The organism is Citrobacter sp. RHB20-C16 (genome assembly GCF_013890155.1).
GTDB lineage: Bacteria > Pseudomonadota > Gammaproteobacteria > Enterobacterales > Enterobacteriaceae > Citrobacter_A > Citrobacter_A amalonaticus.
In genome coordinates, this window is the sequence record NZ_CP057630.1 from 2410638 (window position 1) to 2432977 (window position 22340).

Consider the following 22340-nt stretch of genomic DNA (forward strand, 5'->3'; position numbering starts at 1 on the left):
GTTGTTTGTCGGTAGCACCAGAACTCACAGCATTTTTATTTTCAGGAGTGAAATTATGCAACGTCGTACCTTACTCAAAGCGTTTGCCCTCTCGGCCTCGGTGGCTGCGATGGGACTCAGTTTTAGCGTTCAGGCCGCCGATACCATTAAAGTGGGCATTATGCACTCACTGTCCGGCACGATGGCGATCTCCGAAACACCGCTGAAAGATGTGGCTCTGATGACGATTGATGAGATCAACGCCAAAGGGGGCGTATTAGGCAAAAAGCTGGAACCGGTGGTGGTTGACCCGGCTTCGAACTGGCCGCTGTTCGCCGAGAAAGCCCGACAGCTGTTGAGCCAGGATAAGGTGGCGGTAGTGTTTGGCTGCTGGACCTCCGTGTCGCGTAAGTCAGTATTGCCGGTTTTTGAGGAGCTGAACGGCCTGCTGTTCTACCCTGTACAGTACGAAGGGGAAGAGATGTCGCCGAACGTCTTCTACACTGGCGCGGCACCCAACCAGCAGGCGATCCCGGCGGTTGAATACCTGCTGAGTGAGGATGGCGGGAGCGCCAAACGCTTCTTCCTGCTGGGCACCGACTATGTTTATCCGCGCACCACCAACAAGATCCTGCGTGCGTTCCTGCATTCGAAAGGGGTTGCGGATAAAGACATCGAAGAGGTTTACACCCCGTTTGGTCACAGTGATTACCAGACCATTGTCGCCAATATCAAAAAATTCTCCGCAGGTGGCAAAACGGCTGTCGTTTCAACCATCAACGGCGATTCCAACGTCCCGTTTTATAAAGAGCTGGCAAACCAGGGCCTGAAAGCCACCGATGTTCCGGTGGTCGCGTTCTCGGTGGGTGAAGAAGAACTGCGCGGGATTGATACCAAACCGCTGGTTGGCAACCTTGCCGCCTGGAACTACTTCGAATCGGTCGATAACGCCACCAACCAGAAATTTGTTGCCGATTATCGTGCGTACGCCAAAGCCCATAAGCTGCCAAATGCTGACACCGTGGTGACAAACGATCCGATGGAAGCCACGTACGTGGGTCTGCATATGTGGGCGCAGGCCGTCGAAAAAGCCGGGACGACAGATGTCGATAAAGTTCGGGCGGCAATGGCCGGACAGTCCTTCCCGGCACCGTCGGGCTTTACGCTGACGATGGATGCCACCAACCACCATCTGCATAAACCGGTGATGATTGGCGAGATTGAAGGCAATGGTCAGTTCAACGTCGTCTGGCAGACTGAAGAACCGGTTCGCGCCCAGCCGTGGAGCCCGTTCATTGCCGGTAATGACAAGAAATCAGAACAACCAGTGAAAACCGCCAGCAACTAAAATCAACCGCTTCGGCGGGGGCAGACGGCGACATGCCCGATGGCGCAAGCTTATCGGGCCTACACCGAGCAGGGTTAAGCAGATGTAGGTCGGATAAGGCGAAAGCGTCGCAAGGTTTGTCAACGTGCTTATCCCTCCCGCAGAGGGTGACTTCTGGAGATCTTGACATGAAAGCCATGGGCTTTATTCGCGGTTTGTTGCTGGCGTTCGGGCTTCTGCCAGGGTTCGTTCAGGCCAGCGATGCCGACGCGTTTGTCGCCGCCAGCCGTACCGTCCAGGCGCAACTGCTCGAACAGTGGGCGGCAACACCTGACCCTCAGCGTTTGCCGCTGCTGACGGCGCTGAGCCGGGAGGCGCTGCTCACCGACAGCACAAAACAGGCTTTCACCCGCGAGGGAACGCAGGTTGTGCCTCTGGGAACGGCCAGTAGCCCAACGGGAACGTTAAAACCCCTACGCCTGACCAACCGACTGCGCATTCTTGTTGCCGGCGCGCTGGCGACGCATCAACTTGTTAGTGACAGTGTCACACAAAGGCTGGCGGCTACCCGTACGCTACAGCGCGACGCACAGCCGTCCATGCTGCCTTTTATCCAACAGCGCCTGGCACAGGAAACTGATGCGGAGGTGAAATCACGCCTGACCCGCGTTCTGGCTAACCTGCAACTGGCCAGTCCATCGGCGGAGATTCGCCGTCAGGCGATCATACTGTTGGGCGACTCCAGCGATCCGGAAATGCAGGCACGCCTGCAACCGTTTACTGACAAAGCGCATGAACCGGATGCCAGCGTGCGCGCGGTGGCCAGTGACAGCCTGGCGCGTATCCAACAGCGAATGGCGATTGGCGATCTGCTTGGACAGGCGTTTATGGGGCTGTCGCTTGGATCGGTGCTGCTGCTGGCGGCGCTCGGGCTGGCGATCACCTACGGCCTGTTGGGAGTGATCAACATGGCGCACGGCGAAATGCTGATGCTCGGGGCTTACTGTACGTGGATGGTGCAACAGGCGATGGCGCAGTTTGTCCCGCAGTGGCTGGCCTTTTATCCGCTGGTTGCCTTGCCGGTTGCCTTTATGTTTACCGCAGGCGCGGGAATGATTCTGGAACGCGGGGTGATCCGCCATCTTTACGGACGTCCACTGGAAACGCTGCTGGCGACGTGGGGTATCAGCCTGATGCTGATCCAGCTTGTGCGGATGACCTTCGGGGCACAAAACCTGGAGGTGGCGAATCCGGCGTGGCTGTCGGGTGGCGTACAGGTTTACGCCAGTCTGGTGCTACCGTGGAATCGCATTGTGGTGCTGGGGTTCGCGCTGCTGGTGCTGTTCTTCACCTGGCTGCTGCTGAACAAAACGCGGCTGGGCATGCGGGTACGCGCCGTGACCCAGAACCGCAGTATGGCGGCCTGCTGCGGTGTTCCGACGGGGCGTGTGGATATGCTGGCCTTTGGTCTGGGTTCAGGTATTGCCGGACTTGGCGGCGTCGCCCTGTCGCAACTGGGTAACGTCGGTCCGGAACTGGGCCAGGGCTATATCATCGACTCCTTTCTGGTGGTGGTGCTGGGCGGCGTCGGCCAACTTGCCGGTAGCGTGGCGGCGGCGTTCGGTCTCGGCGTATTCAACAAAATCCTCGAACCGCAGATGGGTGCGGTACTCGGGAAGATTGTCATTCTGGTGTTGATCATTCTGTTTATCCAGAAGCGACCCCAGGGACTGTTTGCTCTGAAAGGGAGAGTCACCGAATAATGACCATGCCAATGGCCTTAACACTGGCGCGTAAAGCGCCGCGTATCAGTCGGGTGCTGGCGGGGATTATCCTGCTAGCGCTGATGGTGCTGCCGTTTCTTGCCTTGCTGCCCGCCGATCATCCGCTGGCGATTTCCGTGTGGACGTTGACGCTTGCCGGGAAAATTCTCTGCTATGCGGTGGTGGCGGTCGCACTGGATCTGGTCTGGGGGTATGCCGGGATGCTGTCGCTGGGACACGGGCTTTTCTTTGCGCTTGGCGGTTACGCGATGGGGATGTATCTGATGCGCCAGGCCTCCGGTGAAGGGCTGCCCGCGTTTATGTCCTTTCTCTCCTGGAGCGAGTTGCCGTGGTTCTGGTGGGGAACCCAGCATTTTGCGTGGGCAATGGCGCTGGTGGTACTGGTGCCCGGCGGACTGGCGCTGATCTTTGGCTACTTCGCTTTCCGCTCGAAGATTAAAGGCGTCTACTTTTCGATCATGACGCAGGCGCTGACCTTCGCCGGTATGTTGCTGTTCTTTCGTAATGAGACCGGTTTTGGCGGCAACAACGGGTTTACCGGTTTTACCACGCTTCTGGGGCTGCCGGTCACTGCCACCACCACCCGTATCGGACTGTTTCTGGCGACGCTAGGGTTGCTGGTACTGGCATTGTGGCTGGGGTTTGCGCTGGCGCGCAGTAAGTTTGGCCGGATCCTCACCGCCGTGCGCGACGCGGAAAACCGGCTGATGTTTTGCGGCTATGACCCGAAAGGTTTCAAATTGCTGGTCTGGACGCTCTCTGCCGTGTTGTGCGGGTTGTCAGGCGCACTGTATGTGCCGCAGGTCGGGATCATTAACCCCAGCGAAATGTCGCCCACTAACTCTATCGAAGCCGCCATCTGGGTGGCGCTCGGCGGGCGTGGCTCGCTGATCGGCCCGGTCATTGGTGCGGTGATGGTAAACGGTGCCAAAAGCCTCTTCACCGTCATCATGCCGGAATACTGGCAGCTGTTTCTGGGGCTGATCTTCATCGGCGTCACGCTGTTTTTACCCCGTGGCGTGATTGGCCTGTTTCGTAAAGGAGACAAATAATGCAGCCGGATGAAGGCCTTTTTACCCGCCAGGTTCCCGGCGATCGCTATCGCCAGCAGACGGACCCGGTGCTGCAACTGGAAAACATCAACGTCAGCTTTGACGGTTTTCAGGCATTAACCAATCTCACGCTGAATATTGGCGTTGGCGAACTGCGTTGCGTCATTGGTCCTAACGGCGCGGGGAAAACCACGCTGATGGATGTGATTACCGGGAAGACGCGTCCGCAAAGCGGAAAGGCGCTGTATGACCAGTCAACCGATCTGACCGCGTTGGATCCGATCGCCATTGCCCGTCAGGGTATTGGCCGTAAGTTTCAAAAGCCGACGGTGTTCGAAGCGCTGACGGTGGCAGAAAACCTTGAGCTGGCGATGAAAAACGATAAATCGGTGTGGGCGTCACTGCGCGCAAAGCTAAACAGCGAACAGCGCGACCGCATCGATGAGATGCTTGGCTTGCTGCGCCTGCGGACCGAAAGAGGGCGCCATGCCGGGATGCTGTCACACGGCCAGAAGCAGTTTCTCGAGATCGGTATGCTGTTGGTGCAGGAGCCGCACCTGCTATTGCTGGATGAACCCGCCGCTGGCATGACCGATGCAGAGACGGAATATACTGCAGAACTGTTTCGTACGCTGGCGGGCAAACATTCGCTGATGGTAGTGGAGCATGATATGGGCTTTGTAGAAACCATCGCCGACCACGTCACGGTGCTCCATCAGGGAAGCGTACTGGCGGAAGGCAGTCTGCGTGAGGTGCAGGCCAACGAGCAGGTGATTGACGTCTATCTTGGGCGCTAAGGAGTACAGATGCTACAGGTAAATGAACTGAATCAATATTATGGTGGCAGCCATATTCTGCGCGGCGTCACCTTTGACGCCAGCCCTGGTGAAGTGACCTGCCTGCTGGGTCGCAACGGCGTCGGTAAAACCACCTTGCTGAAATGTCTGATGGGGCTGATACCGGCGCGTAGCGGAACGGTGACCTGGCAGGAAAAGAACATCACCCATCGCAAGCCGCATCAGCGGGTACAGGCGGGCATCGCGTATGTGCCGCAGGGCCGCGAAATTTTCCCGCGACTGACGGTGGAAGAAAACCTGTTGCTGGGGCTGTCGCGCTTTTCGTCACGCGAAGCGAAAGCGGTTCCGGAAGAGATCTACACACTATTCCCGGTACTGAAAGAGATGAAACAGCGGCGCGGCGGCGATCTCTCCGGAGGTCAGCAGCAGCAACTGGCGATTGGCCGCGCGCTGGCGAGTCGTCCGCAGTTATTGATCCTCGATGAACCGACGGAGGGGATTCAGCCGTCGGTGATCAAAGAGATAGGGCAGGTGATCGCTCAGCTCGCCCGGCGTGGCGATATGGCGATTCTGCTGGTTGAGCAGTTCTACGACTTTGCAGCGGAACTGGCGGATAACTATCTGCTGATGTCGCGCGGTAGCATTATTCAACGGGGACGCGGCGAAAATATGGAATCGGAAGGGGTACGCGGTTTAGTGGCTATCTGACAGCCGTGCAGGCCTTGGACCTGCACGACATCAGCTCAACACAACGCCGGTTGGCCCCAGGGTCTGACACGCATGCCTTTAAGCATCAGCGCCCACGCGACAATAATCGCCACCATCAGGACGATAAACAGCGTCCAGGCGGGGAATGAGGTCAGAATGACGCCGCTGGCCAACGGGTTAAACGCCGCACCCAACCAACCCAGCGACTGCGCGGAGAAATAACTGGCCTTCATACCCGGTGGGGCGATGTTATCGATCAACATGTATTCACCTGGTGCGTAGATCACTTCGCCAAGCGTAAAGATCGCGGCGGATATGCCCCAGAGCAGCAGGCTGTTGCCGGAGATCATGAATCCGCCGAGACCAATGACAAAACAGACGGTGCCAAAGCCCATCAGCGGACGAATGTTAGCCGGCGTCAGTCTGCGCCCCACGGCATACTGCAAGCTGACGACCACCGCGGCGTTGACGGGCAACACCACCGCCACGACTTTCTCAGCGAAATTGCCATCGGCGACGACCATCACGTACTGAGAGAGACAGGACGCAAACGCACCGGAAACAAACGAGGCCAGAAACGCCGACAGCGTAAACCAGAACAGTGCTTTATCATGCAGCAGTACCGCAGGCGACCAGGCGACGCTGTTTTCGCTATTAACGGCGGCGGCAGAACGCTTGACCAGAAACTGGATAAACACCAGCGGAAAGGCGGAGCAGAAGGCGGCGAGCCAGAAGGGTAAGTTGATGCTCTGCATCACCAGCAGCGTGCCGAGCGGCGGGCCAACGGTCCAGCCGATATTCAGTACCGTATAGTTGAGCGAAAAGATTTTTGCCTTCGCGCCGGGCGAAAGATGGTCGGCAAACCAGGCTTTCAGCACGGTGGCAAACACCGAATAAGCGCAGTTGATCAGGGCAAAAAGCAGCACCACCAGCATCACGCTATCAACCAACGGAATGGCGATAAAGCCAAAGGCAAAGGCGGAAATCGCCAGAAGCATGTAGCGCTTCTTGTCGAATTTGTCCGCCAGAATGCCAAAGCCAAGGCTAAAGACCACGCCGATGGTCAACGCAATGGTCATGGCATAGCCGATCAGATCCACGCTCAGGTCGTACTGGCGACTCAGATAAATGGTCATGAAGGGCAGCGTTGCGCCACGACCGATCGTCAGTAACAGTGAGGAGGCGAGTAAAGCAAGGGTGGATCGTCTCAGCGTTTTGTTCATTTCTCTGCCCGACAGTGCGTTTCGTTATATTTGTTTTAGATATGTAAAGAAATAACACGGCAAAAGTGTGATGTATAGCGGATAAATTGTTCTATTGTGCACTGCTATCCCTACCAGAATTAATGATCTGTTGCGGGCTACTCATTTCCGTTACTTTAACTTGTTTACAAAAATTTAAACTTCGCGGAGCGGTGGTATGACGCGCAAAGACGGGCTGTTGGCATTACTGGTGGTGGTGGTTTGGGGGCTGAACTTTGTTGTCATTAAGGTGGGGCTGCATGCAATGCCACCGCTGATGCTGGCGGGGTTGCGCTTTTTGCTGGTGGCGTTTCCGGCGATATTTTTTGTTGCGCGTCCGCGTATTCCGCTGTCGCTGCTGCTCGGTTACGGCCTGACAATCAGCTTCGGTCAGTTTGCCTTTCTGTTTTGCGCGATCAAGTTTGGCATGCCAGCTGGACTGGCGTCGCTGGTATTGCAGGCTCAGGCCTTTTTCACCATCGTGCTGGGCGCATTTGCCTTTGGCGAACGTTTGCAGGGCAAACAAATTGCCGGAATTGCGCTCGCAATTTTTGGTGTGCTGGTGCTGATTGAAGGCAGCCTCAACGGACAGCATGTCGGGATGCTCGGCTTTATGCTGACGCTGGCGGCGGCATTTAGCTGGGCCTGCGGCAATATCTTCAATAAAAAAATAATGGGGCATGCCTCGCGCCCGCCGGTAATGTCGCTGGTGGTCTGGAGCGCACTGATTCCGATACTGCCGTTCTTTGCAGCGTCGCTGTTGCTCGACGGCGCGACGCAAATCGTTGAAAGCCTGATTGCCATCGATCTGACCACGATCTTATCGCTGGTCTATCTGGCCTTTGTTGCCACGATAGTCGGCTACGGGATCTGGGGGACGCTGCTCGGGCGTTATGAAACCTGGCGTGTTGCGCCGCTCTCCCTGCTGGTGCCGGTGGTGGGACTGGCCAGCGCGGCGCTGCTGCTCGACGAAACGCTGAGCGCATTACAGCTGTTTGGCGCGGTGCTGATCATGGCCGGTCTGTACATCAATGTGTTTGGTTTTCGCTGGCGCAGAACGGCGCAGGTGAGGGGATCGTAGGTCGGAAAAAGCAAATAGCGCAGGGATTGCCTGATGTCGCTGCGCTGATCAGGCCTGGCAGGTAAAAACTGACGTTAATATTATCACAATCATCCATTGTCATTTAATACTTAGAAGTGAATTTAAAAATAGTAACAGATATTTTAATAGAGCAGCCATGTACAGGCTGCTCTATTTTTAAGTAATGGCTATATTTTAAATAAATGTTGAACTTGATAATTTTTTGATGATATGTTAAGACGAGGGAATGTTCACAGGTTGGAGGTAAATTATATGACGCCAAAAGAGATACTTTGCCAATGGGTTGACGCATTTAATAATGCTGATATAGAAACTATTTCAGAATTATATGATGAGAATGCAATAAACCATCAGGTTGCCAATGAGCCAGTTATTGGTAAAGAGGCGATAAAGAAAATGTTTGAACAAGATTTTTCTTACACGGATATGGTTTGTATCGTTGAAAATATTTTCGAAGATGGACAATGGGCAATTTTAGAGTGGCGTGACCCATTAGGTCTGAGAGGTTGCGGTTTTTTCCAAATAGTAAATAATAAAATTTTATTTCAAAGAGGCTACTGGGATAAGCTAACTTTCTTGAAGCAGCATAATTTGCCTATTGAATAAAATGAATACGTAAAAGAAGAGCGAAAACGGCGCTGCGGGAAATTTTAAGAATATAACGATCAGGGGGATAAAAAAAGCCCCGCTTTTCAGCAGGGCGAAAACGAATCACAGGCTGTGCCGGTTGTAATAGGGCACGCCCAGTTCGTCGGACTTGTCACTTCCCGCGCCCATGTGATTAAAATCAAACGGCGACTGTTCCTGTGAAGTGGGGACAATCATCGTGTCACGACTGTTTGTCGTGGTGGGCTGCGCGGATTGCTCCGCAACGCTCTGACCTGAGACAACAAGCAGCAGGGCCAGCATTGCAGAAGACAACAGTTTCATGATTTCCTCGATTACGTCGTTTACAGGCGATGGTTAGTTACAATGGTTCAGCGGTAGCAAATACCGCGATTCGCCGCGCATATTGGTAATACGGTATTTATGCGGCGGAACGTCGAAATAGTTTTTGAATGTCCGGGTCAGCGTCTGCTGCGACTCGAAACCGTAACGTTCTGCCAGATATAAAATCGGCTCGTTACTCTCTTTTAATTTCTGCGCTATTTCGGTCATTTTACGGCTGCGGATGTACTGGCCTAATGAATGGCCGGTCTCTTTTTTGAACATCCGTTGCAGGTGCCATTTGGAGTAACCTGAACGCTCAGACACTTTTTCCAGTGAGAGCGGCGATTCCAGGTTATCTTCGATCCAGTCCAAAATGCTATGAATGGTGATAGCGTCAGTATTGCGTCTGGACATCGTCATACCTCTTCTTGTTTTACGGCAGTACTTTCTTAAGCAAATGCTCAAGTGTTGCCACTTCGTCCGCCGTTAAGTTTTTTGTTAATTCCTGGTGCAGGTCTTGTCCTACTAATTGATGACATTGCTCACAAATTGCCGCGCCGTGTTCGGTGAGTTTCACCAGCACACCGCGTTTGTCATGTGGGTTAGGCAGTCTGTCAATCCAGCCTTTGCAGACCAGACGCTCGAGCATGCGCGTTAAGGCGCCGAGATCGACAGACAACACTTTTTTCAGTTCAACCGGGGTAATGCAGCCCGCACAACGGATAGAGCAGAGCACCTTAAACTGTGCTGCCGTGATATCCAGCGGCGAGAGATAGTCGTTCAACAGACGATCTTTCTTCTGATTGACCATGTGGATCAAGCGCCCCAGTGGGATGATTTCATTGAATAAGTCACTGGTGCTTTTCACAATGGTTGCCCTGGCAAGTATTTAGTTACGGCAGATAATATTGCCCAGGCAACTATAAGTCAAACGAATGGATTTACCGATCACACGTTTTGCTAAAAGCGAAAAGACACGCGCTGTGTCACATTTTATTTAGTTAATGATAATTAGCGGTTATCTCTCAGGTCGCTAACGAATGCTTACAGCACCAGAATGGCTAACTTCATGGTTTTCCACTTATACTTGCCGCTAATACATGGGTGAAACAGGAATGACGGCCAATATGATGGATTTGTTTAAAGCAATAGGGCTGGGGCTGGTAGTGATTCTCCCTCTGGCGAATCCGTTGACGACCGTCGCGCTGTTTCTCGGTCTTGCCGGGAACATGAACAGCGCAGAACGGAATCACCAGTCGTTAATGGCATCGGTTTACGTGTTTGCCATCATGATGGTGGCCTACTATGCGGGCCAACTGGTGATGAATACTTTCGGTATCTCCATTCCGGGCCTGCGTATCGCCGGGGGGTTAATTGTGGCGTTCATCGGTTTCCGCATGCTGTTTCCGCAGCAAAAAGCGCATGAATCGCCGGAGGCGCGGAGCAAGTCGGAAGAGCTGGAAGATGAGCCGACCGCCAATATCGCGTTTGTGCCGCTGGCAATGCCAAGCACGGCGGGGCCGGGGACCATTGCGATGATTATCAGCTCCGCCTCAACGGTGCGTCACGGCACGGATTTTCCTGACTGGGTGATTACCGTCGCGCCGCCGCTCATCTTTGCCCTGGTGGGGGTGATCCTGTGGGGATGCTTACGCAGTTCCGGGGCGATTATGCGTCTGGTGGGCAAGGGCGGTATTGAAGCCATTTCCCGGCTGATGGGCTTTCTGCTGGTCTGTATGGGCGTGCAGTTTATTATTAACGGCGTGCTGGAAATTATTAAAACCTACTGATCAAAAAGCCCGGTCGCGATGACCGGGCTGTCTGTCAGGAATGCTGTGGTTGTTCTTCTAATGAGACCGGCCATTTACGGAAGATAATCACCGACCAGATCAGCGCGGCAAGTGCCGGAACGGCCCCCACGTAGCCAATGGTTGACATCGACCAGTGCAGACTCACCTGATTTCCCACCAGCGCGCCCGCACCAATACCAATATTGAAAATGCCGGAAAACAGCGCCATCGCTACATCCGTGGCATCCGGAGCCAGCGCCAGCACCTTCACCTGCATCCCGAGGCCAATCACCATGATGGCAATCCCCCAGAAAACGCTCAGAACAGCCAGATGAGATTCACTGTCAGCGGCAGGTAACAGCAATACCAGGCAGAGCAGCAGCAGCGCGATGGCGATGCCGATGAGCGCCGAGGCATGGTGATTGCCGAGCTTGCCAAAGATGATGCTGCCGATAATGCCTGCACCGCCCAGCACCAGTAACAGTACGGTGGCGAAATTCGCGCTCAACCCGGCAACAGTCTGCACAAACGGTTCGATATAGCTGTACGCGGTGTAGTGCGCCGTCACCACCACCACCGTCAACAGATAGAGGCACATCAGCGCCGGACGGCGGAACAGCAGTGGCAGACTTTTCAGCGAGCCGGAATGTTCACTTGGTAATTTCGGCAGCAGCTTGATCAGGCAAATCAGGGTGATGAATGCCCCCATCCCGATGGCGAAGAAGGTGGTTCGCCAGCCAAAATACTGACCAACAATACGACCAAGCGGTAAGCCCAGCACCATCGCCAGCGCCGTTCCGGTGGCGAGTAAACTTAATGCCTGAGCGCGTTTGCCCGCGGGAGCAAGGCGGATCGCCAGTGAGGCGGTAATCGACCAGAAGATCGCGTGCGCAAAGGCAATCCCGATGCGGCTAATCACCAGCACGGTGAAGTTCCACGCCAGGAACGAGAGCACATGGCTGGCAATAAACAGCACAAACAAGCATATCAGCAGCTTACGCCGCTCAACCTGACTGGTCAGCAACATGAACGGCAGGGACAACAGCGCGACTACCCAGGCGTAGATCGTCAGCATGATCCCGACCTGTGCGGTCTGCATACTAAAACTCTGTGCGATGTCGGAAAGCAGACCCACGGGGACAAATTCTGTGGTATTGAAAATAAACGCAGCAATAGCCAGCGTAACGACCCGTAACCACGCGACTTTGCGGGAAACCGTTTGAGTTGTCATAAGAGTGCATCGGTTCGTTGCGAAAAGGAGAGGATGCGATCTTAAAACGTTTGCTGATGAAAAGACAACCGTTTTGTGATTCAGATCTCGTTTTCAGCATTGTTCCGTCAGCAGCTCAATGAACGCCTCCAGTTGGCGCATCTTCGCCCCGCGCCGCCAGACCAGCCAGGTCGTCAGCCAGCGCCAGTTACCGGACAGCGGCCAGGCCTCAACCTGCTGATGTCCGGGCATACTTTCCAGCATCGAACGGGGGATTAACGCGATACCGGCACCGGCGATCACACAGGCCAGCATGCCGTGATAGGACTCCATTTCGTGGATCGTGCCTGGCATTGCCCGATCGGCATGAAACCAGCTTTCGAAATGGCGGCGATAGGAACAATTGGCGCGAAAGGCGTAAATGTGACTGCCGTTGACCTCGCTGGCGCGTGTCACTGGCGGGTGACCGTGCGGCGTAACCACCATCATCTCTTCCTGATACACCGGCATCCCTTCAAGACCGGGGTGGGTAATCGGTCCGTCCACAAAGGCGGCATTGAGATGACCCTGAAGCACGCCGTCCAGCATGTTGCCAGAAGGCCCGGTCGCCAGGGAGAACTGGATTTTGGGGTAGCGCTGATTGTAGCGAGCAAGCGTAGCCGGTATGCGTACCGCGGCGGTACTTTCCAGCGCGCCCAGTGAGAACAGCCCCTGGGGTTCATCACCCGCGACAACCATTCGCGCCTCGTCAACCAGCGCGAGGATCTGCTGACTGTAGCGCAGAAAGTTGTGCCCGGCGGGGGAAAGGCGCAGGCGCTGATTCTCGCGAATAAACAGATCGACGCCGAGATCGGCCTCCAGTTGGCGAATGCGGGTGGTGAGATTGGAGGGGACACGGTGCACCTTCGCCGCTGCCTGGGTGATGCTGCCCGTTTCGGCAACCGCGTTAAACATCTCCAGTTGGGTCAGATCCATAATGTTCTCTCATCGTGAATAGTTTGGTTAATATTATTCATTTTTCGGAAAGAGTAAATGCGTCCATGATGATCGCATCAAGAACGATGGAGAGACTGTATGACGATTTCACCGGCAACCCACGCCATTTCCACCAACCCGTACAATGGCGAACGCCTTTCAGCATTGCCGTGGTCTACGGCCCAGGACATTGAACAGGCGCTACAGCTTGCGGCCGTGGGATTTCGCGACTGGAAACAGACTACGGTGGCGTATCGGGCGCAGAAATTACGTGACATCGGCCAGGCCTTACGCGTGCGTGGCGAAGAGATGGCGCAGTGCATTACCCGTGAGATGGGCAAACCGATTAAACAGGCGCGTGCAGAGGTGGCAAAATCGGCGTCACTGTGTGACTGGTATGCAGAACACGGCCCGGCGATGCTGGACGCTGAACCCACGCAGGTGGAAAACCAACAGGCGGTCATTGAGTATCGTCCGTTAGGTACCATTCTGGCGGTCATGCCGTGGAACTTTCCGCTGTGGCAGGTGCTGCGCGGAGCGGTGCCGATTTTGCTGGCCGGTAATGGCTATCTGCTTAAGCCTGCGCCGAACGTCATTGGCTGCGCGCAAATCATCCGCCAGGTTTTTGCTGATGCAGCGATACCCGTCGGCGTCTACGGCTGGCTGAATGCGGATAATCAGGGCGTCAGCACATTGATAAACGATGCGCGGATTGCGGCCGTGACGGTGACCGGTAGCGTGCGTGCAGGGGCAGCCATTGGCACTCAGGCCGGAGCCGCGTTGAAAAAATGTGTGCTGGAACTGGGAGGTTCCGATCCGTTTATTGTGCTTAACGATGCCGATCTGGATCTGGCAGTGCAGGCGGCGGTGGCCGGACGCTACCAAAATAGTGGGCAGGTTTGTGCGGCGGCGAAACGCTTTATTCTCGAAGAGGGGATCGCAGAGTGCTTTATCGCGCGCTTTGTGGCGGCTGCCGCCGCGCTGAAGCAGGGCGATCCGCTGGCGGAGGAGAGCGAACTCGGACCGATGGCGCGTGCCGATCTGCGTGACGAGTTGCATCAGCAGGTGCAGGCGGCGATTGCCGAAGGCGCTCAGTTACGACTTGGCGGTGAGATGCCGTCCGGAGCCGGTAACTTTTATCCGGCCACGGTGCTGACCAACGTAACCCCTGAGATGACGGCGTTTCGCGAAGAACTGTTCGGGCCGGTTGCGGCGATCGCCATAGCGAAGAGTGCTGAGCATGCGCTGGAACTCGCAAACGACAGTGACTTTGGTCTGTCGGCGACCCTTTTTACCGCCGATGAAGCCCGGGCACTGGAGATGGCCGCACGTCTGGAATGCGGCGGTGTCTTTATCAACGGCTTTAGCGCCAGCGATGCCCGGGTGGCGTTTGGCGGCGTGAAGAAGAGCGGCTTTGGTCGCGAACTCTCGCACTTTGGTCTGCGTGAATTCTGTAATGTGCAGACCGTCTGGAAGAACCGACGCTAATCTTTCCGGCGCTCTGCGGGGCGCCTTGTCACATTTCTGCCATAGTTTTGTCATTTACGCTTCGTAGACTCGCGCTTAACGTGTTGATACTGAAGAATATTATGAACTTAACTCAAATTTTACGTCGCGTTGCGCGCCGTTTTCTACCGCAGCAGTTTGGCCTGTTAACCGGGATTTTTTGCATCATTGCGCTGTTTTCCGTGCTGCAAATGACGTCGTCATTGATGCTGTCGTTTTCTGTCAGTCAGGCCCGGGAAAACGAGCAGCGTAACCAACAGGCGTTGCGTCAACAGACAAAAGTTGAAGAGGCACGGATTGCGCTTCTGACCGCCAGCGATCTGCTCAATCGGGCGGGTGTTTACTTTATGCAGGATGCCGCCACGGGTTCTGAAGGCAGCTGGCAGCCGTTGATTGACGAAGCCCGGCAGGCGTTAACTCAGTCGACAACCGCGTGGCAGGCATGGCGCGAAATGAACCCGCAGGCGGACGACGGGCTGGTCGACAGCTATCAGCGTTTTAGCGGCGGTATCCAGGAACAGGTGACAGGGCTAAGTAAGACGCAGTCGATTGACGCGTTCTTTGCGGTGCCCATTCAGGCGTTTCAGGCTGACTTCAATGATAACTATGCCAGAGTGCAAAAAGTCACTGCCCAGGAGCGGGAGAGTGGACGACAACAACTGCTGGATCGTCTACTCAATCTTCAGCATCTGTTCTTACTCCTGCCGATAATGCTGCTGGCCATTGCGATCGCGGTCTGGTGGGGGATGTCGCGCTGGGTGATTTCTCCGCTGCGTCGGCTGATCGCACATATTGATATTCTGGCGGCAGGCGATCTCTCACTGCCGCTTCCTGCCGTACCTGGGTCTAACCGGGAAGTGTCGCAGCTCCACGTAAGAATTGGTGCGATGCAGCAGGGGCTACGTGAGCTGGTCCAGCAGGTCAGTGAGGCAACGACGGCGATGGCTGACAATATCGAAAGGCTGGCGCAGAACAATACGCGCTTGTATCAGCAGTCGGCGAAACAGAGTGAAGAACTGCATAACGTCACCTCGCATATTTCTGTGCTGGAAACGCACGTTGAAGATAACAGCGGATATGCCCAACTGGCGAATCAGCGTGCGGAAGAAGCGCGCGCCATTGCGGCAGGCGGTGACCGAATGATGGATACCGTGAATCGTTCAATGCAGGCGATTGTGACGCGCTCGGCGGAAATGCGCGGGATTATTGCGCTGATTGATAACGTCGCCTTCCAGACTAATATTCTGGCGCTGAACGCGGCTATCGAAGCCGCCCATGCCGGTGAGCAGGGACGCGGCTTTGCGGTGGTGGCAAGAGAAGTGGGATTGCTGGCGCGCAAGAGCAGTCAGTCCACGCAGGATATTCAGGCGCTGATCTATCACTCTCTGCAAGGAATAGAAGAAGGGTCAAGCGCAGTGACGCATCTGGAAGAGAACTTACAGCAGGTGATCGCGCTGGTGGAAAATCTGGGCGCCTCGCTGAATGATATCTCCGCCGCGACGCTGCATCAGGGAGCCCGAATCCATCAAATGACGCGTCAGCTGCAGGCGCTGAACCTGGTCGCGCGTGATACCCGCGAACTGGTGGATACGGCATCGGCTTCCTCGCAGCAGTTGCATAATGAATCGCACCAGTTGATTCACGCCGTGGCGAGATTCCGACTTCCGGCCTGACGTGGGGTATTCCGCTCTGTTATACTCGCAGCCCTTTTCAGACCGGCAGGCAAGGAGCGTGGTGTGGCAATCACTCTGGACAATTCAATTTTAGAGACCATTCTGGCGGAGGTTCGCCCGCTGATAGGTCAGGGCAAAGTTGCGGACTATATTCCCGCGCTGGCCTCGGTTGACGGGTCCCGACTGGGTATTGCGATTTGTACCGTGGAAGGTCAGCTCTGGCAGGCCGGGGATGCGACTGAACGCTTTTCTATTCAGTCAATTTCAAAGGTACTCAGTCTGGTGGTGGCAATGCGTCACTATTCAGAGGATGAGATCTGGCAACGGGTGGGGAAAGATCCGTCCGGTTCGCCGTTTAATTCGCTGGTGCAGTTAGAAATGGAGTACGGCATTCCGCGTAATCCGTTTATTAATGCCGGGGCGCTGGTTGTCTGTGACATGTTACAGGGGCGACTCAGCGCACCGCGTCAGCGTATGCTGGAAGTGGTTCGTGCGCTGAGCGGTGTGCCGGATATCGCTTATGATGCGGTGGTGGCCCGTTCAGAGTTCGAACACTCCGCCCGTAATGCCGCCATTGCCTGGCTGATGAAATCCTTCGGTAATTTTCATCATGACGTGACGACGGTCCTGCAAAACTATTTTCATTACTGTGCGCTGAAAATGAGCTGTGTGGAACTGGCGAAGACGTTTGTCTTTCTGGCGAACCAGGGGAAAGCGTTTCATCTTGATGAGCCCGTGGTGACGCCGATGCAGGCACGACAGATCAATGCGCTGATGGCGACCAGCGGAATGTATCAGAACGCCGGGGAATTTGCGTGGCGTGTTGGCTTGCCCGCGAAATCGGGTGTAGGCGGGGGAATTGTGGCGATAGTGCCGCATGAGATGGCGATCGCCGTGTGGAGTCCTGAACTGGATCCGACCGGGAATTCGCTCGCGGGTATCGCTGCGCTGGAACAACTGACTCAACGCTTAGGACGTTCAGTTTACTGATGAACACGTTTGATCCGCTTTTTGCCCGTCTGTCGCGCTCGCCGTTTCGCTCCGGTTTTCGTCTGGGCACGAAAGAGAGACAGTATTGCTGGGATAAAGGGGCAGAGGTTATCGATCAACATGCTGCGGATTTTGTGGCGAAGCGACTTGCGCCAGCCGCACCGGTCAATGACGGCAAACAAACGCCGATGCGCGGTCATCCGGTATTTATCGCCCAACATGCCACGGCGACCTGCTGTCGCGGCTGTCTTGCTAAATGGCATAATATCGCCCAGGGACAGCCGTTGAGCGATGAGCAACAGCAGTATGTGGTCGCTGTTATCCATCACTGGTTAGTGCTTCAAATGAATACACCGTAATAATTAAATGGTTACGTTAATCCCATAAAATAAGCATGGTTTATTGCTGGCGAATTTAACAAATAAAAATGTTAACGCAGCTGGAGTACGACTACCTTTGAGAATAATTCATGCTATTCTCTTAAATATTATAACCATTACGCAGAGATAATTGCCGACGGCAATTATATGGATAGATATTTAATGCACGTACTCCACATTCCGTCTTTCCGGCTGTTTCAGGAAGGCCATTCACTGCGTAACGCCAGCGTTATTTTTGCTTTAACCACACTGTTCTACTTTATTGGCGCCGAGCTGCGCCTGGTGCATGAACTCTCGCTGTTCTGGCCGCTCAACGGCGTGATCGCCGGGATTTTTGCCCGTTATGTCTGGTTAAACAAGCTGCATTATTATGCTGTTAGCTACGTCGCCATGCTGGGTTATGATGCGATCACCACCGAGTGGGGATGGGTATCGCTGATTATTAATCTCTCCAACATGGTGTTTATCGTGGTTGTCGCCCAACTGGTGATCCGCGATAAGCGACTGGGGAAAAATAAATATGAGCCTATCAGTGCGTTACGCTTATTTAATTACTGTCTGATTGCGGCACTGCTCTGCGCCATAATTGGCGCGATGGGATCTGTGGGTATCGACCGACTGTCATTCTGGCCACTGGTGGCTGACTGGTTCAGCGAACAATTCTCAACCGGGGTGCTGATTGTGCCCTGTATGCTGACGCTGGGTATTCCTGGCGCGGTAAAACGCTTTAAACCCGAACAACTGATGCCGGTGGCGGCGTTAATTATCTCGGTGCTGGCATCGGTCATTATTGGCGGCGCCGGAAGCCTGGCCTTTCCGCTGCCGGCGCTGATCTGGTGTGCGGTGCGCTACACCCCGCAGGTCACTTGTCTGCTGACTTTTCTTACCGGCGCCGTTGAAATTGTGCTGGTGGCAAATTCGATAATCAATATCGCGGTGGCGTCACCATTGTCTACGCCGCAGATGTTCTCAGCCCGACTGGGAATTGCCACGATGGCAATTTGCCCCATTATGGTTTCAGTCAGCGTGGCGGCGATTAATTCCCTGATGAAGCAGGTTTCCCTGCGCGCCGATTTCGATTTTCTTACCCACGTTTATTCTCGTTCCGGACTTTATGAAGCGCTGAAGCGTCAGGAGTATCCGCGCTCGCAGCATATCACCGTCATGCTGTTGGATATCGACTATTTCAAGAGCATTAATGACAACTTCGGTCATGAATGCGGCGATGTAGTACTCCGCGTGTTTGCACAACGTATTCGCGAGATTATCGGTGACCGGGGGCTGGTGGCGCGTATGGGAGGGGAAGAATTTGTCGTGGTGGTTCCCTCAGTCCACCCTGATGAGGGAATGCTGCTGGCGGAAAATATTCGTACGGCGGTCGCACAGCAACCCTTCACCTGGAACCAGCAGAATATCTATCTGACAGTCAGCATTGGCCTTGGGAATGGCAGTATCGGCACCCATTTGCTGACGGACGTTTTCAACACCTTGATGGTTGAAGCGGACGAGTGTTTGTACCGTTCGAAGAACGAAGGTCGTAATCGGACCAGCGATCGCCGGACGGATAAGACCGTCTTTGCTGGAAGCGATCTGGCATAACAATATCCTATGGAACTCCCCGTTGTGTTATCACAATGTTAAGTGCATGGTGTTGTCTCTATTACGGAGGCAACATGACCCTGGCAAAATCCTGTTATGTGTTGGATGCGGGAGCTATCGAGGCGAGAATTGATGAGCTCTGTGACGTCCTGACCGACTGTGTGACGCGCGGCGCATCAGTCAGTTTTGTATTACCGTTTACCTGTTCAAAAGCACGTGCATTCTGGCATGACGTCGCGCAAAGTGCGGGCAGAGGGGATCGCGTCGTTCTTGCGGTCGACAACCCCTCAGGCGTGATTGTCGGTACCGTGCAACTCATTCTCAAGCAGCCGGAAAATCAACCTCATCGCGCGGACGTGGCGAAACTTTTAGTTCACTCCAGCGCACGTCGTCAGGGATTCGCTCGTCAGTTGATGACGGCACTGGAAACGTGCGCAATACAGCAGCAAAAAACGCAGCTGGTGCTGGATACCGCTACAGGAAGCGATGCTGAGTTGTTCTACCACTCTTGCGGCTGGCGCAAAGCCGGTGAGATCCCTGATTATGCGCTGATGCCAGATGGAAAGCTGACCGGCACCACGCTTTTCTATAAATCTCTATAAATAGTTGTCATGAATTGATCAAAACAGAGTTTTACTCTCGTGAAGTTTTGCTAACCTGTTCTACCAATTTAATCAGGTTGTATGACTAATCGAAAGGGAACCCATTGTGAAAACACTTAACCGTCGCGATTTTCCCGGTGCTCACTATCCTGAACGCATCATTCAGTTTGGTGAAGGTAACTTCCTTCGCGCCTTTATTGACTGGCAAGTTGATCTGCTGAATGAACATACCGATCTGAATTCTGGTGTGGTCATTGTTCGACCTATTGAAAGTACATTCCCACCTTCACTCAGTACCCAGGATGGTCTTTACACGACAATCATTCGCGGTCTGAATGAACAGGGAGAAGCCGTCAGCGATGCTCGTCTGATTCGTTCGGTGAATCGTGAAATCAGCGTTTACGGTGATTACGATGCGTTCCTGAAACTGGCGCACAATCCTGAGATGCGTTTTGTGTTCTCTAACACCACGGAAGCAGGTATCAGTTATCACGCAGGTGATAAATTTGATGATGCGCCAGCGGTAAGTTATCCGGCGAAGCTGACGCGTCTGCTGTTTGAACGCTACAGCCATTTCAACGGCGCGTCGGATAAAGGCTGGATCATCATCCCTTGCGAACTGATTGATTATAATGGTGATGCCTTACGTGAGCTGGTGCTGCGCTATGCGCAGGAGTGGTCACTGCCAGCGGCATTTATCACCTGGCTGGATCAGGCAAACGTCTTCTGTTCCACGCTGGTGGACCGTATTGTCACGGGTTATCCGCGCGATGAAGCGGCGCAACTGGAGAGCGAACTGGGCTATCACGATGGTTTCCTCGATACAGCCGAACACTTTTATCTGTTTGTGATCCAGGGACCGAAATCACTGGCAGCAGAACTGCGTCTCGATAAATATCCGCTTAACGTTCTGATTGTTAAGGATATTAAGCCGTACAAAGAGCGTAAAGTGGCCATCCTTAACGGTGCGCACACGGCGCTGGTACCGGTGGCATTCCAGGCAGGACTGGATACGGTCGGCGAGGCGATGAATGACACCGAAATCTGCGCCTTTGTGGAAAAAGCGATTTATGAGGAGATCATCCCGGTTCTCGATCTGCCGCGTGATGAACTGGAGTCATTTGCCAGTGCGGTTACCGGACGTTTCCGTAACCCCTATATTAAGCACCAGTTGCTGTCGATTGCGTTGAACGGGATGACTAAATTCCGCACCCGCATTCTTCCCCAGTTGTTGGCAGGGCAGAAGGCGAACGGCCAACTCCCGGCTCGTCTGACCTTCGCGTTATCCGCCCTGATTGCGTTCTATCGCGGTGAGCGTAATGGGGAAGCTTACCCGGTTCAGGACGATGCGCACTGGATCACCCGTTTTCAGCAACTCTGGAGCCAGCATGGCGATCGCCAGATGACGACTCAGCAACTGGTGAGTGACGTGCTGGCGGTAGAAGAACACTGGGAGCAAGACCTGACGAAAGTGGCGGGGCTGGTTGAGCAGGTGGCTGCCGATCTCGATGCCATTCTGTCAAAAGGAATGCGAGAAGCGGTGAAACCGCTTTGCTAAAGCAGTGACCCGGCTAAGGCCGGGTTTCTTATACAAGCACTATAGTTACAACATACAATGCATTTAATAACTATTCCCCTCTGTTAGCCTTGTGCATGAACATGTCTATTAGCATAAGGCAGGTGACAACGTCACGTTGGACATGCTTGAATGTTTGATCCAGATCACGTTTAATAGCAGGATTCGTTTCTTTCCAGAAAACCGTCATGATCGTTCGTCCGCAACAGCACTGGTTACGCCTGATATTCGTCTGGCACGGCTCTGTACTGGCAAAAATCTCTTCCCGCTTGCTGCTTAATTTTCTGCTGTCTATTGTCGTGATCGTCCTGCTGCCGTGGTATACGATGCTGGGTATCAAATTTACCCTTGCACCGTTCAGCATCCTCGGTGTGGCAATCGCTATCTTTTTGGGTTTTCGTAATAACGCCTGTTATTCCCGTTATGTTGAGGCGCGTCAACTCTGGGGACAACTGATGATCGCTTCTCGTTCACTGCTGCGGGAAGTCAAAACGGTCTTACCGGATGACCGCGAGTTAGGGCAGTTTGTCCGACTGCAAATCGCCTTCGCTCACTGTCTGCGCATGACGCTGCGGCGTAAACCGCAGGCTGAACCGCTGGCGAAGTATCTTGGCACGGCAGATCTGCAACGTGTATTTGCCTCTCACTCTCCGGCAAACCGCATTTTACTGATAATGGGTGAATGGCTGGCGACACGTCGTCGAGACGGGCAACTCTCGGATATCCTGTTTCATAGTTTAAACAATCGCTTAAATGACATGTCCGCCGTTCTTGCCGGTTGCGAAAGAATCGCCAATACGCCGGTCCCGTTTGCCTATACGCTGATCCTCCATCGCACCGTTTATCTGTTTTGCATCATGCTGCCTTTCGCCCTGGTGGTCGATCTGCATTACATGACGCCTTTTATTTCGGTCCTCATCTCCTATACCTTCATCTCTCTGGATGCACTGGCGGAAGAACTGGAGGATCCGTTTGGAACAGAGAATAACGATTTGCCCCTGGATGCTATCTGTAATGCCATCGAAATTGACCTGCTGGAGATGAATGATGAATCGACCATTCCAGCGAAACTGATGCCGGATAAGCACTACCAGTTGACGTAAAAGAAGGGAACATTCC

General features: G+C 54.2%; 22 protein-coding genes. 16 read left to right on the plus strand and 6 right to left on the minus strand.

Features of this window, described 5'->3' with window-relative positions; translation table 11 throughout:
* The first annotated feature begins 55 nt into the window (after positions 1-55).
* The 5 genes from urtA to urtE all read left to right on the plus strand — a co-directional run bounded on the left by urtA (position 56) and on the right by urtE (position 5647).
* Positions 56-1327 (plus strand): urea ABC transporter substrate-binding protein, encoded by a 1272-nt coding sequence (gene urtA, locus HVX64_RS11600; RefSeq protein WP_043000733.1) that lies wholly within the window; start codon positions 56-58, stop codon positions 1325-1327.
* 167 nt (positions 1328-1494) lie between these two features.
* Positions 1495-3069 carry an urea ABC transporter permease subunit UrtB gene (gene urtB, locus HVX64_RS11605; RefSeq protein WP_156595251.1) on the plus strand — a complete coding sequence of 525 codons (1575 nt, stop codon included), beginning with the start codon at positions 1495-1497 and terminating at the stop codon, positions 3067-3069.
* Entirely contained in the window at positions 3069-4142 is a 1074-nt protein-coding gene (urtC, locus tag HVX64_RS11610) for an urea ABC transporter permease subunit UrtC (protein ID WP_044258869.1), read from the plus strand. The genes urtB and urtC overlap by 1 nt, the downstream gene beginning before the upstream one ends.
* Positions 4142-4939 (plus strand): urea ABC transporter ATP-binding protein UrtD, encoded by a 798-nt coding sequence (gene urtD, locus HVX64_RS11615; protein ID WP_043000730.1) that lies wholly within the window; start codon positions 4142-4144, stop codon positions 4937-4939. The genes urtC and urtD overlap by 1 nt, the downstream gene beginning before the upstream one ends.
* Before the next feature lie 9 nt (positions 4940-4948).
* The gene (urtE, locus tag HVX64_RS11620) at positions 4949-5647 is read left to right on the plus strand and encodes an urea ABC transporter ATP-binding subunit UrtE (protein ID WP_043000729.1); all 699 of its coding nucleotides are present in this window, start codon (positions 4949-4951) and stop codon (positions 5645-5647) included.
* Between the two features lie 35 nt (positions 5648-5682).
* Here the strand turns inward: urtE and ydeE are convergent, their stop codons facing one another.
* On the minus strand, positions 5683-6870 hold the full coding sequence (gene ydeE, locus HVX64_RS11625) for an efflux MFS transporter YdeE (RefSeq protein WP_044258871.1): 1188 nt from the start codon (positions 6868-6870) through the stop codon (positions 5683-5685).
* Between the two features lie 196 nt (positions 6871-7066).
* Here ydeE and eamA point away from each other — a divergent pair, with 196 nt between their 5' ends.
* A complete protein-coding gene (gene eamA, locus HVX64_RS11630) occupies positions 7067-7969 on the plus strand; it encodes an O-acetylserine/cysteine exporter (protein ID WP_043000727.1) in 903 nt (300 codons plus the stop codon).
* Positions 7970-8242: 273 nt separating this feature from the next.
* The gene (locus tag HVX64_RS11635) at positions 8243-8596 is read left to right on the plus strand and encodes a nuclear transport factor 2 family protein (protein WP_044258874.1); all 354 of its coding nucleotides are present in this window, start codon (positions 8243-8245) and stop codon (positions 8594-8596) included.
* A 105-nt stretch (positions 8597-8701) separates the two neighbouring features.
* Here the strand turns inward: HVX64_RS11635 and marB are convergent, their stop codons facing one another.
* The 3 genes from marB to marR are packed head-to-tail and all read right to left on the minus strand — an operon-like array spanning position 8702 to position 9788.
* Complete coding sequence (marB, locus tag HVX64_RS11640) at positions 8702-8920, minus strand: multiple antibiotic resistance protein MarB (protein WP_043000725.1); 219 nt, start codon at positions 8918-8920, stop codon at positions 8702-8704.
* Positions 8921-8953: 33 nt separating this feature from the next.
* Positions 8954-9334, minus strand: a complete 381-nt coding sequence (gene marA, locus HVX64_RS11645) for an MDR efflux pump AcrAB transcriptional activator MarA (RefSeq protein ID WP_139155862.1) — start codon at positions 9332-9334, stop codon at positions 8954-8956.
* Positions 9335-9353: 19 nt separating this feature from the next.
* Positions 9354-9788: a multiple antibiotic resistance transcriptional regulator MarR gene (gene marR / locus HVX64_RS11650; RefSeq protein ID WP_043000723.1), complete on the minus strand. Its 435-nt coding sequence runs from the start codon at positions 9786-9788 to the stop codon at positions 9354-9356.
* Between the two features lie 259 nt (positions 9789-10047).
* On the opposite strand from marR, the gene HVX64_RS11655 reads away from it, so the two are divergent.
* A complete protein-coding gene (locus HVX64_RS11655; RefSeq protein ID WP_043000722.1) occupies positions 10048-10710 on the plus strand; it encodes a MarC family NAAT transporter in 663 nt (220 codons plus the stop codon).
* 34 nt (positions 10711-10744) lie between these two features.
* On the opposite strand, the gene HVX64_RS11660 is transcribed toward HVX64_RS11655, so the two are convergent.
* Together HVX64_RS11660 and HVX64_RS11665 are read right to left on the minus strand one after the other, a co-directional pair.
* Positions 10745-11941, minus strand: a complete 1197-nt coding sequence (locus HVX64_RS11660; protein WP_044258876.1) for a sugar transporter — start codon at positions 11939-11941, stop codon at positions 10745-10747.
* A gap of 93 nt (positions 11942-12034) precedes the next feature.
* A complete protein-coding gene (locus HVX64_RS11665) occupies positions 12035-12895 on the minus strand; it encodes a LysR family transcriptional regulator (RefSeq protein ID WP_044258879.1) in 861 nt (286 codons plus the stop codon).
* Between the two features lie 99 nt (positions 12896-12994).
* Here HVX64_RS11665 and sad point away from each other — a divergent pair, with 99 nt between their 5' ends.
* From sad to HVX64_RS11705, 8 genes are all read left to right on the plus strand, one after another.
* Positions 12995-14383, plus strand: a complete 1389-nt coding sequence (gene sad / locus HVX64_RS11670) for a succinate-semialdehyde dehydrogenase (protein ID WP_044258882.1) — start codon at positions 12995-12997, stop codon at positions 14381-14383.
* Positions 14384-14484: 101 nt separating this feature from the next.
* Positions 14485-16074, plus strand: a complete 1590-nt coding sequence (locus HVX64_RS11675; RefSeq protein WP_044258884.1) for a methyl-accepting chemotaxis protein — start codon at positions 14485-14487, stop codon at positions 16072-16074.
* A gap of 63 nt (positions 16075-16137) precedes the next feature.
* Positions 16138-17064, plus strand: a complete 927-nt coding sequence (gene glsB, locus HVX64_RS11680) for a glutaminase B (RefSeq protein ID WP_044258885.1) — start codon at positions 16138-16140, stop codon at positions 17062-17064.
* Positions 17064-17423, plus strand: coding sequence for a DUF4186 domain-containing protein (locus HVX64_RS11685; RefSeq protein ID WP_044258888.1), 360 nt, complete (start codon positions 17064-17066; stop codon positions 17421-17423). The genes glsB and HVX64_RS11685 overlap by 1 nt, the downstream gene beginning before the upstream one ends.
* Before the next feature lie 183 nt (positions 17424-17606).
* A complete protein-coding gene (locus HVX64_RS11690) occupies positions 17607-19043 on the plus strand; it encodes a diguanylate cyclase (protein ID WP_044258890.1) in 1437 nt (478 codons plus the stop codon).
* 74 nt (positions 19044-19117) lie between these two features.
* Entirely contained in the window at positions 19118-19645 is a 528-nt protein-coding gene (locus tag HVX64_RS11695; RefSeq protein ID WP_044258891.1) for a GNAT family N-acetyltransferase, read from the plus strand.
* A 106-nt stretch (positions 19646-19751) separates the two neighbouring features.
* Positions 19752-21203: a tagaturonate reductase gene (locus HVX64_RS11700; RefSeq protein WP_181825415.1), complete on the plus strand. Its 1452-nt coding sequence runs from the start codon at positions 19752-19754 to the stop codon at positions 21201-21203.
* Positions 21204-21409: 206 nt separating this feature from the next.
* On the plus strand, positions 21410-22324 hold the full coding sequence (locus tag HVX64_RS11705) for a bestrophin family protein (protein ID WP_043000713.1): 915 nt from the start codon (positions 21410-21412) through the stop codon (positions 22322-22324).
* Positions 22325-22340: the final 16 nt, after the last annotated feature.

Coding starts and splice junctions, on each gene's coding strand:
- HVX64_RS11690 (WP_044258890.1), top strand. CDS start 17,607: ATGCACGTACTCCACATTCCGTCTTTCCGGCTGTTTCAGGAAGGCCAT.
- sad (WP_044258882.1), top strand. CDS start 12,995: ATGACGATTTCACCGGCAACCCACGCCATTTCCACCAACCCGTACAAT.
- urtC (WP_044258869.1), top strand. CDS start 3,069: ATGACCATGCCAATGGCCTTAACACTGGCGCGTAAAGCGCCGCGTATC.
- HVX64_RS11695 (WP_044258891.1), top strand. CDS start 19,118: ATGACCCTGGCAAAATCCTGTTATGTGTTGGATGCGGGAGCTATCGAG.
- ydeE (WP_044258871.1), bottom strand. CDS start 6,870: ATGAACAAAACGCTGAGACGATCCACCCTTGCTTTACTCGCCTCCTCA.
- urtD (WP_043000730.1), top strand. CDS start 4,142: ATGCAGCCGGATGAAGGCCTTTTTACCCGCCAGGTTCCCGGCGATCGC.
- HVX64_RS11675 (WP_044258884.1), top strand. CDS start 14,485: ATGAACTTAACTCAAATTTTACGTCGCGTTGCGCGCCGTTTTCTACCG.
- urtB (WP_156595251.1), top strand. CDS start 1,495: ATGAAAGCCATGGGCTTTATTCGCGGTTTGTTGCTGGCGTTCGGGCTT.
- HVX64_RS11655 (WP_043000722.1), top strand. CDS start 10,048: ATGATGGATTTGTTTAAAGCAATAGGGCTGGGGCTGGTAGTGATTCTC.
- marB (WP_043000725.1), bottom strand. CDS start 8,920: ATGAAACTGTTGTCTTCTGCAATGCTGGCCCTGCTGCTTGTTGTCTCA.
- HVX64_RS11660 (WP_044258876.1), bottom strand. CDS start 11,941: ATGACAACTCAAACGGTTTCCCGCAAAGTCGCGTGGTTACGGGTCGTT.
- urtE (WP_043000729.1), top strand. CDS start 4,949: ATGCTACAGGTAAATGAACTGAATCAATATTATGGTGGCAGCCATATT.
- HVX64_RS11665 (WP_044258879.1), bottom strand. CDS start 12,895: ATGGATCTGACCCAACTGGAGATGTTTAACGCGGTTGCCGAAACGGGC.
- HVX64_RS11635 (WP_044258874.1), top strand. CDS start 8,243: ATGACGCCAAAAGAGATACTTTGCCAATGGGTTGACGCATTTAATAAT.
- marA (WP_139155862.1), bottom strand. CDS start 9,334: ATGTCCAGACGCAATACTGACGCTATCACCATTCATAGCATTTTGGAC.
- eamA (WP_043000727.1), top strand. CDS start 7,067: ATGACGCGCAAAGACGGGCTGTTGGCATTACTGGTGGTGGTGGTTTGG.
- HVX64_RS11705 (WP_043000713.1), top strand. CDS start 21,410: ATGATCGTTCGTCCGCAACAGCACTGGTTACGCCTGATATTCGTCTGG.
- HVX64_RS11685 (WP_044258888.1), top strand. CDS start 17,064: ATGAACACGTTTGATCCGCTTTTTGCCCGTCTGTCGCGCTCGCCGTTT.
- urtA (WP_043000733.1), top strand. CDS start 56: ATGCAACGTCGTACCTTACTCAAAGCGTTTGCCCTCTCGGCCTCGGTG.